Source organism: Nocardia blacklockiae, assembly GCF_015477355.1.
GTDB lineage: Bacteria > Actinomycetota > Actinomycetes > Mycobacteriales > Mycobacteriaceae > Nocardia > Nocardia blacklockiae.
The window spans coordinates 113,259-128,421 of the sequence record NZ_JADLRJ010000011.1 but is presented as its reverse complement, the minus strand read 5'-3'; the positions used below and the strand labels follow the sequence as shown (position 1 = coordinate 128,421).

The 15,163-nt window shown below is 64.4% G+C and carries 4 protein-coding genes; all 4 read left to right on the top strand.

Annotated elements, in window-relative coordinates:
- The first annotated feature begins 117 nt into the window (after positions 1 to 117).
- From pglW to pglZ, 4 genes are read left to right on the top strand one after another with little or no spacing between them, the layout of a single operon-like run.
- The gene (gene pglW / locus IU476_RS27885) at positions 118 to 4,707 is read left to right on the top strand and encodes a BREX system serine/threonine kinase PglW (RefSeq protein WP_195105047.1); all 4,590 of its coding nucleotides are present in this window, start codon (positions 118 to 120) and stop codon (positions 4,705 to 4,707) included.
- Entirely contained in the window at positions 4,704 to 8,354 is a 3,651-nt protein-coding gene (pglX, locus tag IU476_RS27880) for a BREX-2 system adenine-specific DNA-methyltransferase PglX (RefSeq protein WP_195105045.1), read from the top strand. The genes pglW and pglX overlap by 4 nt, the downstream gene beginning before the upstream one ends.
- Before the next feature lie 2 nt (positions 8,355 to 8,356).
- On the top strand, positions 8,357 to 12,223 hold the full coding sequence (gene pglY, locus IU476_RS27875; protein ID WP_195105043.1) for a BREX-2 system ATPase PglY: 3,867 nt from the start codon (positions 8,357 to 8,359) through the stop codon (positions 12,221 to 12,223).
- A complete protein-coding gene (gene pglZ, locus IU476_RS27870; protein ID WP_195105041.1) occupies positions 12,220 to 15,105 on the top strand; it encodes a BREX-2 system phosphatase PglZ in 2,886 nt (961 codons plus the stop codon). The genes pglY and pglZ overlap by 4 nt, the downstream gene beginning before the upstream one ends.
- Positions 15,106 to 15,163 lie beyond the last annotated feature (58 nt).

Genomic DNA, 15,163 nt, shown 5'->3' with positions numbered 1-15,163 from the left:
TTCACAATTCGGCGCACTGGAGTGAGATCGACCCTCGTGACCGAGGGCGGCTTCGAGAACCGGCTCACTGCCTACCGCCGAACGAACGTGGACAAGAACTGAGAACGGGTTCGACACATGGAGATGGATCGTTGGACGTCGGTCACGGAATCGAGTTGGGAGCACGAACACCGCGGTTTGGAGGCCATTCGTCGCGCACTACCCGACACCGAGCCCTGGTATGCGTTCTCCAACTTCACCTTTACGGAGCGGTGGGGGCACGTGCGAGAAGTGGACCTGCTGGTGATCGCGCCCAACGGTGTTCACATGATTGAGCTGAAGGACTGGCGCGGACTGCTCACGGTCCAAAACGGTGACTGGGTGGTGCGCGCGGACGGGAAGGGCCGCCGGCATCACCGCAGCCCGCTGCATCTGAACGAGCAGAAGGCCAAAGAATTGGCTGCTCTGCTCGCCCCCCACCTCGGGGCCGAGCGAGTCTTTGTGACCAGCCATGTCTGCCTCACCAACAAGGATCTGACGTTTGATTTACCGCCGGGCGACCGCGCCAACACGCACACGATCGCGGAGCTGGTGCGGGTGTTGAACGGGCCAGTGCTCGACGAGCGGCGCCGGGTCACCCCCCAGCGTGCGAAGTCTGTCGCTCGGGCTCTACAGAAGGTCGGAATCGGCCGCAGCGAAGCCGATTTCACGGTGGGCGCTTACCAGCTCGAACACAAGCCGTTCGACATCGGCCCGACCTGGAGCGACTATCAGGCAAAACACGCCGACCTCGGCACACTGGCGCGCGTCCGGATCTACGTCTCCGAGCGCGGTGCGGATGCCGAGACGCGCAAGTCGGTATACGACTCCGCGAAGCGGGAGGCGGCGGTGCTGCGTCAGTTCCGCCATCCCGGCGTGGTGCGATTCGTCGACATCGACTCCGGCGCGCACCCCGCGGGCCCGGCGCTGATCTTCGAATACGACCCGGCGACAATCCGTTTGGACGAATTCGTGTCACATCATGCGGACACTCTCGACCTTGCGGACCGGCTACAGCTGATACGCCAGCTGGCAGAGACAGTGCGGGCGGCGCACTCGAGACACATCTACCATCGTGGTCTGGCCGCCCACTCGGTGCACGTGGTCCCCCGCCTGCGCGACCGTCACGGCCGCCGACTAGGGGAGCAAGAGCGTTGGCGCACAGCGAATCTGCTGATCGCGGACTGGCAGATCGCCACCCAGCACAGTACCGTCAGCCGCCCGGGGCTGCTCAGCAGGACTCGAACGAGCCTCACGACAACGCATCTCGCGCCCGGCACCGAGGTGTATCTGGCGCCGGAACTGACCGCGCCCAATCCCAAGCCCATCGAGATGGATGTGTATGGCCTCGGGATGCTCGCCTACCTGCTCTTGGCGGGTCGTCCCCCGGCGGCCACCCAAGCAGAGTTGCTCGCCGGGTTCGAGGCAGGTGAGGGTTTACGGCCCGGTGCCGTCGTCGATGGCCTGCATCCTTATATCGACGAGCTGATCGAGGCCGCCACCGCCTTTCAGCCGGAGCGCCGGATCTCCACGGTGGACGAGTTTCTGGAGTGGCTGGAACTCATCGAAACCGAATTGCGGGCGCCCGCGGAACCGGAACCGGTTGCGCCGGAGGTCGATCCGCTCGAGGCGGTCGCCGGTGACATCCTGGACCGGCGCTGGGAGGTGCGCCGCCGGCTCGGGACCGGCTCGACGAGCCGTGCGTTCCTGGTACGCGATCTCGAATGCGACCCTCGGGCAAGAGACATACGAGCATTCGCGGTGCTGAAGGTCGCGCTGTCCGACAGCCGCGCCGATGCGCTCGCCCGCGAAGCCGACGTGATGCGGCGGCTGCGCAAGGACGCCCGCATCATTCAATTGGTGGATCCCGGGTTGATCCGCATCGGCAACCGGGCCTGCCTCCTCCTCGAATACGTCGGCGACGAGCGGGAATTGGCCGAGCCGACGGAGACCACCGGCAAGCGCCGCCGCACCGAGGAAACGGTGGCCCGGCACCTCCGCGAGAACGGCCGCCTCACGGTGGACGAGCTGGAAGCCTATGGCGAATACCTGTTCGGCGCAGTCGAATTCCTCGAGGGCGAGGGAATCTGGCACCGGGACCTGAAGCCAGATAATGTCGCGATCCGAGTGCGCCCCAACCGGACTCGGCAACTGGTGCTGATCGACTTTTCACTCGCCGGTTATCCAGCCAAGGACACCGAGGCGGGGACCGACGGCTACCTGGACCCGTTCATCGGCACCGTCAGCCGCACCAATTACGACGCGCACGCGGAACGTTACGCATTGGCAGCCACGTTGCACGAGATGGCGTCCGCGGAACTGCCGCGCTGGGGTGATGGCTCGGTCGCGCCGCGGCAGACGGATCCCAAACAACTCCCCTATCCGGAAATCGCGGCCGACGCCTTCGATCCCTCCATTCGGGACGGACTGATCGCGTTCTTCCGCAAGGCATTACACCGGGATGCCGCCCAGCGGTTCGACGACCTCAAACCGATGCGAGACGAGTGGCGGCGCATCTTCCTGGAGATGGCGCGAGCCGTGCCGTCCCGGCCACGTACCCGGCAGCCGGTCGTGGACGCGGCCGAGAGCGCCGACTTCGAAACCCACGCCGGCGGAGGTTATCTCGCACCCGCGGATGCGGAAACGTCCAGCCAGGAACGCGACCGGATCGCCGAGCAGGCAACTCGCGAAACTCCGTTGGCCACAGCCGGTTTGACCGCGGCAGCCGAGCAGTTCTTGTATGGACTGGGTATCAACACGGTTGGCGATTTGCTCGACTACAGCCAGCGCAACCTCATCAACGCCCCCGGCCTGGGTGCGCGTACTCGCATCGAAATCCAGGGTCGCCAGAAGCAATGGGGCAGACTGCTGGGCCGCACCGCACCCAACCCGCTCACTGCCGAAGGCCGGCGCGACGCAAAGGAAGAACTCGGCGAAGCACAGTCCGCCGCAGCAGATCTGGGCCAGACGGTACTGCGAGCGCTGAGCCTGGACGCCCTGGTGTCGCAGCTGGTGCCGGAGCTGAACAACAACGGCTCCAACGCCAAGAAGATCGCCATGGTGACCCGGCTGCTCCAGGTCCCGGGTGTGGAAGACCTGCCGGACCTCGGCGTGTGGCCGACGCAGTCGGCGGTTGCGGCATCGATGGGCGTCACCTCGCCCGCCATCTCGCAATCGCTCAAGCAGATGCGTCAGAGGTGGCGCAAATCCGACGCGCTGTCCGCGGTGCGCGACGAACTCGTGGAACTGCTAGGGGAATTCGGCCGCGTCGCCTCCGTCGTCGAGCTCGCCGATGCCTTGATCGTGCGTCGCGGCACCCGCCTCGACGGGCGTGCACAGCGCCGGGCACTTGCGGTGGCTGTGCTGCGCGCGGTCGTGGAGGCCGAACAACTGACCCCGGACGAGGCGGCGTTCGAGTGCAACAGCCCGCGCGACGGCGCACTACCGGTGGTACTGGCCTTGGAGGTGGACGAAGCCAACGACCCACCCGAAACACCGTCGGTAAAGGCATTATTGGGCTACGCGGCGCGGCTCGGCGCCGCGGCCGACCGGCTGGCCGATTCGGCGACCCTCCCCACACCCGGTACCGTCCTGGAACGATTGAGCGCCATCGACGTGCCACCAGGAGTCGTCGCATGGTCCGATCTGGGCTGGGACGAGCGGCGGCTGGTGCAGTTGGCGGTGGGCGCCTCGCGGAATGCCGCGGCCACACCGCGGTTGGAGATCTATCCCCTGACGCTGCCGCTGGTAAGAGCGGCCCGGCTCACCCAGGCGGGGCTGATCCGCCTCATCCCCGGCCTGGAACGCCGGCGCCAGCCCGGCATACGGGTGGCGGAGGTGCACGAACGGATTCGCACTCGCTTCCCGGAGCTCGGAGCGGGACAAGGGCTTCCGGAAGGTTCGGAGCTCACCGTGGCGCTGCGTAACGCCGGATTCGATCTGGTGCTGGAGACCAGTGCCGAGGGAATAGTCCGCTATCTGCCGACCCACGGGATAGATGCCTTCAGCTCGCTGTCGGTCTGGTCGGGCCGCCGGTCCACCGCCACTACCGTCCGGGACGGCCGCTGGGCCGACGATCCCACGGTCCGGGCAGCGGCTCTCGCCGAGGAACAGCTCACCGCCGCCGCCGGTCGCGACGGCTTCCGGGTGCTGACGGTGCGTTCCTCGATCGCCAACCTGGCCGCCAACGAGATCGCGAATCGTTTTGCGGCCGAACAGATCTCCATAACCGGACTCTTCCTGTCCGTCTTGCACGACCTGGTTCCCGCCGGTGGTAAACCGACCTGGGAGACGATCCTCCGAGCCGACGCGGCCGACCCCGGCAGCAAGGGCGCGACCCGCTTCGCCGAGTTCGCGCAGACAGCGTTCGGCCGCATCCAACCCGAGGTGCTGACGCGCTTGGCCGCAGCGCCAGGCCCGGTACTCATGGTCGACACTTTTGCGTTCGCTCGCTACAACGCCATAGGCGTATTGAACAGGCTCGCAGACCAGGCCCGGCACAGCGGACATGGACTGTGGATGCTCTGCCCGCAGGACGACCCCGATCGCGAGCCGCGCCTGGGCACCGTCGCTGTCCCCTTCCAGGCCGGGTTCAGCGAGTGGATCGTGCTGACCGACGACTGGATCCGCAACACACACCGATCCGGTATCCGAAACATCAACGGCGACAACACAGGAGTGTCGGCATGATCGATCGCGTCGCATTGCTGGCAGACCTTCGCAAGCAGGTGGTGGCAGCCGAGAAGGACCTGACCGAGCAAGTCGAGCACCCCGTGACGGAACACGCCCGGGCGGCGAGGGATCGGTTGCTCGACGAATACCGTGAGGCCAAGGAGGTCGGCCGCACCGCCGCCACCTGGTCGACATGGCTTGTGGGAGACGATAAATTCCCGGGCCGCATCCCCCAGGTGGCCGCCGCCTGGGTGCTGGGCACCGTCTTCGTGCGCTTCTGCGAAGACAACGGGCTCATCACCGAGCCCTACCTGACCGGACCCGATACCGACCGCCGCGACCTGGCACAGGCCCGCTACGACGCCTACGTCGAATCCGATCCCGACCCCACCTACCGCGGTTGGCTGCTGCGCGCCTTCGCAGAACTCGACTCCATCCGGGCCGGCAAGCTCCTGTTCTCCCCAGCCCACAACGCACTCTTCCAGATACCGCTTTCTCATGAGGGCGCGGGGGCACTTGTCAAATTTTGGCGTGCCCGAGACAAATACGGGCAGCTGGAGCACGATTTCACAGATCCTCTGAGGGAGCGCAGAAAGGAGGGCTGGAATACGCATTTCCTCGGTGACCTATACCAGGATCTGTCGGAGAACGCGCGCAAGGCATACGCGCTGCTGCAAACCCCGGTGTTCGTGGAGGAGTTCATCCTCGATCGCACCATGACCCCGGCACTCAGTGAATTCGGACACGAAGAGTTCAAGATCATCGACCCGACCTGCGGCTCAGGGCATTTCGTGCTCGGAGCATTTCGGCGTCTGGTCGAAGCATGGGAAGTGCAGCCGCGGGGGAAAGACCTGCATCAACGAGTGCGGTCGGCGCTGGACTCGGTGCACGGCGTGGACCTCAACCCCTTCGCTGTCGCCATCGCCCGCTTCCGGCTGCTGGTGGCGGCGATGGCGGCGGCGCGGATCGACACGCTCGCCAAAGCCGCCGAGTTCGAATGGCCGATTCACTTGGCGGTCGGCGACTCGCTGATTCAGAAGCGGCAGCTCGAAGGGGATTTGAGCATCACCGGAGGTGCTGGTCCACTTGCCGAATTTTCCTACGGCACCGAGGATGTCCCCGAGCATCCGCGCATTCTGGAGAACGGGCGCTACCACGTGGTGGTCGGCAATCCGCCATACATTACTGCCAAAGATAAGAAACTCAACAAGGCATATAAAGAAATATATAAAGGAATCGCCGTCAACCAATATCACCTATCAACCCCTTTTGCTGTCAGGTTTTTTGAACTCGCAATACGTGGAGACAGCGACGGACGCGGGTACGGACGAGTCGGCCAGATAACTGACAACGCGTTCATGAAACGTGAATTCGGGAAGAATGTTATCGAAGACTACCTCGCCGAGAAAGTCGAGCTCACCGAAGTGATCGATACCTCCGGCGCCTATATTCCGGGACATGGAACCCCGACCGTGATACTTATCGGCACGACACGATCCGGAGATCATCGGGCCCCAACGGTTCGCACCGTACGAAGCATCCAGGGCGAACCCAAAGCTCCCGCAGATCCGAAGGACGGCTTAGTATGGAATGAAATTATCACGAACATCGACAGCCCCGGTTTCGCTGGCCGATGGGTCTCAGTAGACGATCTAGATCGAATAAGGTACTTCAGCAAGCATCCGTGGATACTGCTCGATGGCGGACTTGAGATGGTCAAGCAGATCGAGCAATCCAGTGCGGCTCAACTTTCGGCAGTACGACGCGCAATTGGCCGTTATACACATACGGGTAACGACGAGGCTTACTTTGCCAATCCGGGCACCTGGACACGCTTCGGAATCGACCGTTCACATATTGTTCCGCTGGCCGAAGGTGACGTCCTTCGCGACTGGAACATCTACCCCGATACGGAAAGCATCTTTCCTTACAACTCCGACCATCAAGCAGATCATACGCCCGATGTTGTTCGGCTGCTATGGCGATCCAGGACTTTACTGCGAACCCGACGAGAGCCGGGCGGAGTGCACGAAGAAATTGGTCTGACATGGTTTGAGTGGAGCAGATGGCACCCCGAGCGCTTCGCCGTCAAGCTGGGTATTGCGTTTGCGTTCGTCGCTACCCATAACCATTTTATTCTCGATCGTGGCGGAAAAGTGTTCAAGCAGTCCGCCCCGGTAATTAAGCTACCGAAGGGTGCCGACGAGGAGGAACATCTGCGGCTACTCGGGCTGCTCAATAGCTCCACTGCCTGCTTCTGGCTCAAGATGGTCAGTCAGAGCAAGGGGAACGGGGGTATCGGCGGCGGTATTTCGGATGAGCTCTGGGAGCACCGGTTCGAGTTTACAGGGACAAAATTGGAGAGCTTCCCACTCCCCAAGCAGCTACCGGTTCGTGCTTCCCAAGATCTTGACAGACTCGCGCACAGGATCAGCCAAAATAGCCCGGCCGAAATCACGAAGCACAGCACGCCAACCGCTGCCCTGCTACGAGATGCTAGAGCAGATTGGCATTCCGATAGAGCACGTATGATCGCGAAGCAGGAGGAACTGGACTGGCAAACTTATTCGCTCTACAAAGTGTATCCCGATAATCTTTGCGCATCCGAGCACGACTTACCAGAACTATCATTGGGCGAGCGAGCATTTGAGATCGTCCTAGCCCGCCGCATTGCCCAGGGTGAGGCATCTGGAGAATGGTTCCACCGTCACAACTCGACCCCTATAACTGAAATCCCCTCTGACTGGCCAGCCTCCTACAGACGCATCGTAGAAAAACGTATCGATGCCATTGAGAACAACCGTGCAATCAACATGATCGAGCGTCCCGAATACAAACGCCGATGGGCTACCGATGGTTGGGATACCTTGCAACACAGAGCCCTCCGATCCTGGCTCCTTGAGCGTATCGAGCGCCACGACCACTGGCACGACGAGAACGACCAACCCGTCATCCGCACCCTGCCCCGCCTGACAGACCTTATCTCACAGGACGAAGACTTCACCTCGGTCGCCGCGATCTACGCCCCACGCCAAGACCTCGCGAAAGTGGTAACGGACCTGTTCACCAACGAGCACGTCCCCTTCCTCGCCGCCCTCCGCTACAAACCCTCCGGCCTCCGCAAACGCGCCGACTGGGAGCACGTCTGGGACCTCCAACGCCAGGAGGACAACGCGCCGAACCTGGAGCAGCAGCTCAAGATTCGCGCCTCGATCCCGACACCGCCCAAGTACACCAGCGCGGATTTCCTCCGCACCTCGTACTGGCAGGCCCGCGGAAAACTCGACGTCCCGAAGGAACGCTTCATCTCCTACGGCGACACCAACACCCCCACGCCCCAACGCTACGGCTGGGCGGGCTGGGATCACCGAGAACAGGCCCAGGCCCTCGCCACATACTTCACGACACATGCCCTGGATACCGAGCAGATCACCCCACTGCTCGCCGGTCTCCTGGAGCTTCAGCCCTGGCTTTACCAGTGGCACAACGAATTCGATGACGCCTACAGCGGATCCCCCGCCGAATTCTTTGCCGGATACCGCCGCCAAGTCCAAAGCGAGCACGGATTGACCGACGACGACCTGCGCGCCTGGCGTCCGCCCGCCACCCGCGGCCGGGCCGCGAACTCCGGCAAAACCACTCGCGCACGCAGAACGAAGGAGTGACAGTGGCACCCAAACCCGGCACGCCGAAACCGTTGCTGCGAGACCTGATTCACATCAAGGACCACATTTCCACCTCGGACTACGTGCTCGCCCTGGTCGAGTCGGTATCCGATCCGGATGCCGCGGCACAAGCGGTGCGCGAGTATGTGCTCACCGAGCAGCTACTGGCCGACTACGACCAGGCGCTCACGCTGATCAAGTCCGCACTCGACGGACACACCTCCAAACCGGCCTACCTGCACGGGTCGTTCGGTTCGGGTAAGTCGCATTTCATGGCGGTGCTGTATGCACTGCTGTCGAACAACCAGGAGGCTCGAAGCCGCACCGAGTTCGCGCCGGTACTGGCCAAACATGAGTGGCTGCAAGCCGACGGTCGCAAATTCCTGCTGGTGCCTTACCACATGCTGGGCGCGAAATCCCTGGAGCAGCGGGTGCTGGGCGGATATGTGGAACATGTACGCGCGCTGCATCCCGAGGCCCGGCTGCCGCAGGTATATCGCACCGACGCGTTGTTCGAGAGCCTTGCCAACCTGCGCACGACGATGGGCGACGACGCGGTGCTCACCGCGCTCAATTCCCTCTACGCCGACGACCAGGACGACGAGTGGGGAGACACCGAATTCTGGACGACGGCCAAGCTGGATACCGCCATGGTCGCTCCCGAAGCGCACGATCCGGGTGCCGCACTCGACCTGGTGGAGCCCAAAACCCCACAGGAGTTGCGCGCCAAGCTGGTCGGCGACGCCAGCGCGACCCTCATCACCGGGTTCACACGCGATGCCGCCGAAGACGAGCACGGTTTTATCTCGCTGGACGCCGGCCTGTCGGAGATCGCGCGGCACGCGAAAGAACTCCATTACGACGGGCTCATCCTGTTCCTGGACGAGCTGGTGCTGTGGCTGCACACCCAGATGCACGACCACAAGTTCGTGGCCCGCGAGACAGGGAAGATGACCAACTTTCGGGAGGGCGGTGATACCCGCCGCGCCATTCCGATCGTGTCGTTCATCGCCCGGCAGCGCGATCCGCGAGAACTCCTGGGCGGCGAGGCGTCCGGCGCGTACGCGGCCGCCATCCACGACAATCTCGAGCTCGCCTCCGGCCGGTTCGACGTGATCGAACTCGAGGACCGCAATCTTCCGGAGATCGCACACGAGCGACTGCTCAAGCCGCTGAACAAGGACGCCGAGGCCCAGATCGACGCCGCGTTCGCGGCCACCAAAAGGGTCGGCCCGCAGGTGTGGGACGCCCTGCTCGGCTCCGACCAGTCCACCGGCGCGGACGAGGCTTCCTTTAAGCTCGCCTATCCGTTCTCACCGTCGTTCCTGTCGACGCTGGTGCACATGTCCACCGACCTGCAGCGCAACCGCACCGGCCTCAAGCTCATGGGCGAGTTGCTGGCGCAGCGCCGAGACAACTTGTTCCTCGGGCAGCTGGTCCCGCTGGGCGATCTGTACGAGGTGCTGACCGCCGGTGGCGACCGGCCCTTCGTCGCGGACAAGCGCATCATGTTCGAGGCCGCGGACCGGTTGTATCGCAACGATCTTCGCCCCTACCTGCGACGGCTGTACGAGGTCACCGAGGACGACATCGACACCTACCTGCACCGGCCCGTCGAGATCACCGACACAAAGGTAGTCAACGGCTGCAAGCAGTTCACCACCGACAACCAGCTGCTGTGCACGCTGTTGCTGTCCGCGCTCGCGCCTAGCGCACCCGCGCTGCACGATCTGAACGCGCGCAGCCTGGGGGCGCTCAACCACGGATCCATCGCCACCCCGATACCGGGCGCGGAGGTCGGCGTCATCGCGAACAAGATTCGTGAGTGGGCGGCCCAGTTCGCCGAGATCAAATACAGTGAGCCCGACGCCAATCCCGGCGTGCACCTGGAACTTACCGGCGTCAACGTCGACATGGTGCTCGCCAACGCGAGCGTCAACAACACCCGAGCGAATCGGGCCGCCCTGGCGAAACGGTTGCTGATCGGGGAATTTGGCATCGGTCCCGATTCCGATGTGTCCGGTTCTCATCCGCTGCAGTTCGTCTGGCGCGGCTCGAACCGGACCGTCGAAGTGGTATTCGGGAATGTCCGTGACGAAGACGAGCTGCCCGACAACCAGCTGCAGCCCTATGACAACAGCCTGTGGCGACTGGTGATCGATCTGCCGTTCGACGAAGATGAACACACCGCCCGGGAGGACGCCACCCGCGTCCGTGAGCTACGCGCCAAACAGCAGGACCATCCCACCAAGACCGTCGCGTGGTTGCCGGACTTTCTGTCCAAGGCCCGCTGGGACGGATTTCAGAAACTGGTCGTCATCGATAAGGCCGTAGCCGACCGGGCCCGGTTCGATTCCCAGTACGCCGGCCATCTCAACGCCGACAATCGCTCCACCGCTTGGAATCTGCTGACCACCCAACGCGACACGCTGATGAATCAGATGCGAGCGGCGTTCAAGAAGGCGTACGGGCTCGACGCCAAGACCGAGACCGACGTACAGAATGTCTTCGACGATCATCTACAGCCGCTGCCCGAAATCGCCGATCTGCGCCTTCCGTTCGGTTCGACGATGCACGACGGCATCCGTCACCTCGCGGGCATCATGCTGGCTCACCAGTACCCCGCGCACCCGGATTTCTCCGACGATATCGGTACCCCGGTGCGCGCCGCGGACGCGAAAACCATCTTCGCTCACGTGCGTTCGGCCGCGGAAACCAGGGACGGCCGCGTGGAGATACCGGCCAAGGACCGCAAGATAATGCAGCGCATCGCGGTCCCACTCGGACTGGGCGAACAAAAGGAGGCGTATTTCGAGCTGTCGCGCCGCTGGGCCGACGACTTCCGGCGTTTCGCGGCCACCGACGGCGTGACCGGCGACCTGCCGATCAAGACGCTGGCCGAATGGACCGACCGGCCGCCGCGCGGTCTGGACGAGTTCTTGAAGACTCTGGTGATCGCCGCCTTCGCGGCGATGGACGATCGGGTGTGGATGCGTGCCGGCGTTGCGCAGGACACGCTTCCCGAGCCGAATCAGCTCAAACCCGGTGACGCACTGGGTAAACAGCCGCTACCGAGCGAACCCGTCTGGGAAACAGCACGGCAGCGCCTCGAGGAGATCACCGGCAACAAGCCACCGGTACTACTGCGCGGCCCGATGGTGCAGCAGCTGGCACGCCAGGTCACCGCATTCGCGCGCGACTTCGCCGAACCCGCCGCCGCGCTGGTACGGCAGCTGGAGAGCCACACCACTTTCCTGGACCTGGACGGCTCCGATCGTCTGGCGCTAGCGCACCGGGCCACTGCATTGCTGGCGGCGGTGTCGGCCACGAGCGAAAGCGGTTCCGCCACCGCCAAGAAGACCGTGGAGGCCTTCGCCGGATTCGATCTCGGTGAGGCGACACCGCAGCACCTCGGAGCCTCACTCAAACAGGCACGCGCCGTCGCCGATTCCCTCGACACAGCTCCCTGGGGAACACTACGGCTGTACAGGCGATTGGGTGACCCCGGGGAGCGGCTGCTGGAGTCGCTGCGAAAAACCGCGCGCGCCAACCAGTTCAGCGACGACCTGGTCGCCAAGCTCACCGATACCGCTGACGCGATCACCACCGCGCTCGACACGGAGGAGCCGGCCCCAGAGCCACCGCCGCAGACGTGGCAGCGCTCGGAACATGTCGATCTGAGCGATGAGTCGAATAACCCTCCGGTTCAACCGGATCCGACGCCCGGGACTCCCGCGCGTTCCGGATCCCGTAGCTGCCCCGCCGTCAACCTCCGGGATGCCATCGATGAGCTGCAGCACCAGGTGGCGGACCTCGCGCGGCGCGAACCCGGTGCCCGAATCATGGTGAGCTGGCAGGTGATCGAGTGAGTGCCCCAGCCACGGACACCGTGACGACGCTCCCCCGGCTGAAAACTGCGGATGTCGCCCAATACCTTTCGGCCGCCCACGGCCTCGTCGACGCGCTGGAGGACCGCGGCGAACGAACCGTCGTACTGTTGCGGGCCGAACCCGCCTGGGCGGGTCCCGCCGAGCTCGCGATCGGAGAGCGTCGCGCGCGGGTAGCGCCGGCACCTTCCGCCTTGGCGGTACACGAACTCGTGCTGCGTCACCTCGGGACGGACGATGCCCCGAAAGTGCTTGTCGTGCTTACCGACCGCGAGCACGAAGAGCTCGACCCGGCCATCCTGGCCCGCACCCACCGGAAACGAATCAACCTGGTAGATCGCTGGGAAATCGTCCGGAATGCGTTCGGGTCCATCGGAATCGACGAATGGATAAAGCGCGAACCATGGGCCGCCGAGGCATTGCTGGACGCCGCCGGCCCCAACGGCTGGCCCCGTGTGCCGGGCGTGCTCTCCAGGGGAGAAGCACTGTTCGCCCTGGCCTCCCGGCGGCTGCGCCTGCCGTCTTCGGACACCGACCGGATCGACCCGGCCACATTGCTGCACTGGTCACGTACTCCGGGCGCTCCCGAATTGCTGCTGGATCTTCGCGATGCGGAACGTGACGGGCTGACGACATTCCTTACCGATGCCGAGCAGGCCGGCGCCGCAGGCTCCGTCCTGATCGATCTGATCCGCGCGGGCCATGGTGGCGATGCGGTGGCCTTCGGTCTGGTGGCCGCGGCCTTATGGCTGCATCCCGATCCCGACGGCGCCACCTATCAGGCCCGTGGACGCGCGGAACGCCGCTTGGGTGACCGCCCGGCAATCAGCGCGGACGAGCTCGATCGGCGCATGACAACGTTCGGCCGCGCCTGCCTCGAATACTTCGATGTTCAGCTGGCCCGCGCCTACGATCCTCGCGCCCGCGCCGCCGGCTCCCAGCTGCCCGAGCGTGCGGGTGACACCCCGTGGTCCGAATCCGCCCGTGCGGCCCGTCAGATCGTCGACCCGATCCTGCGACGCGCAGGCGAGCTGGTGCACGAATTGGGCGCGGATGCCGCGGCCCGGACCAGCCCGGTCCTTCGAGCCGGACTCGATGCCTGTTTCGCTGCCGTCGGAAACGCCCTGGGGCGCAACGATTCCGCAGCCGTAGCCCACGCGACCGAAAAGCTGTTCGAGCACCGTCTCGCCGGTGACCCCGAACTCGCGGTGCGCATCGGCCGGATCGAGATGGCACAGCGACTGGCCCGCTGGCTCGCCGACGATCCAGATATCACCGTGGATACGGTTTCGGATGCGCTCGATCGGCATATGCGTGAAACCGGCTGGGTGGACAGGGCTCTGGACTATCTGGAGGCCGGCGGCGACACCGATCCGGCTTTGAAGACCCCCTATCGCACCCTGGCGAACAATGTCCGGCGGCGCCGGCGTGACCTGGATCGTGAATTCGCGAAAAGCCTGGCGACATGGACTGCTTCGGGCACCGACCCGGGCCGGATGCTCACCGTCGAATCCTTTCTCACGAGGGTGGTCGCTCCCATTGCCGCGCACCGCCGCGTACTGCTGCTCGTGCTGGACGGAATGAGTACGGCGATCGCCACGGAATTGGCCGACCAATTGCTGAGCGGATGGAACGAATACGACCCCTGTCCGGACGGGGGTGAGCCCCGTCGCCGCGCGATGGCCGCCGCACTGCCCAGCCTTACGGCCCTGTCCCGAACCTCCCTGTTCGCCGGAAAATTGATGCGAGGCGATCAGAATGACGAGAAACGCGAATTCGCCCGGCATCGGTTCTGGGGTGCGAAGAAGACAGCCGCCGTCTTTCACCTGGATGACCTGCGCGGCGAGAGTGGGCAGCCGTACGGCGACGATCTCACCGCTGCCCTGCTCGACCCGGATCAGCACATCGCGGTCGTCCTGAACACCATCGACAACGCGCTCGACAAGAACCTGAAACTCGGTGACCCGGACTGGGAAGTACGCGAGATCGGTGATCTGCACGCCCTGTTGCGGGCCGGCGCCGATCAGGGCATGGCGGTCCTGATCACCAGTGACCACGGGCATGTCATCGACCGGCACAGCGTGAAGGTCGAAGTGGACGAATGGCAATCGGCCCGGCACCGCTATCCGGATACGTCGCGTCCGCTGGCCGACACCGAAATCGCGCTGTCCGGTCCCCGCGTCCTGTGGCCACGACCGGACGAGCCCGACTCGGCCATCGTCGCGTTGTGGGACAACGATTCCCGCTACACGACGCGCAAGGCGGGCTACCACGGCGGCGCCTCGCTCGCCGAGGTCACCATTCCGATCCTGGCCTTCCTGCCGTTCGGCGTCGAACCGCCCACGGTCTCCCGGCAACCGATCTGGCGACAGCTCGGTCCGCAGTCCCCGTATTGGTGGTCCTCGGATCGCCCGGCACCTGCGGCAGTGCAAGCACACCGGGCGGCGCCCGCACGACGCCGCGCAATCGATCACGTGGCAAAAGAACGGCTGCAAGGTATCGAGCCGATGTTCGATCTGCCCGAAACTCCCACTGCCACGTCGCCGTTCACATCGGACAGTGCCGAGGACGACCTGGTCACCCGGCTGCTCGAGTCGGATGCGTTCGCGGGCCAGCGCGCACTGCTCGCCCGGCCGCCGCAATCGGTTACGGTCGACAAAGCCATCCGGGCCCTGCTCCAGGGCCCGCTGCCCATCACCGCACTGGCACAGCGGGTAGGTTATCCGTCTATCCGGGCCAGCGGCTTCGCCGCCATCCTCGGTCAGCTGCTCAATTTCGACGGCATCATCGTGCTGGAGACCCTGGGCGACGGCCGCACGCTGAAACTGGACGCTGCACGTTTGCGCGCGCAGTTCGGATTATGATCCGGAGGGCCGATTTCAGGGAACCGGGATTCGGGACTCGGTGCGTCGCATGAGGGCT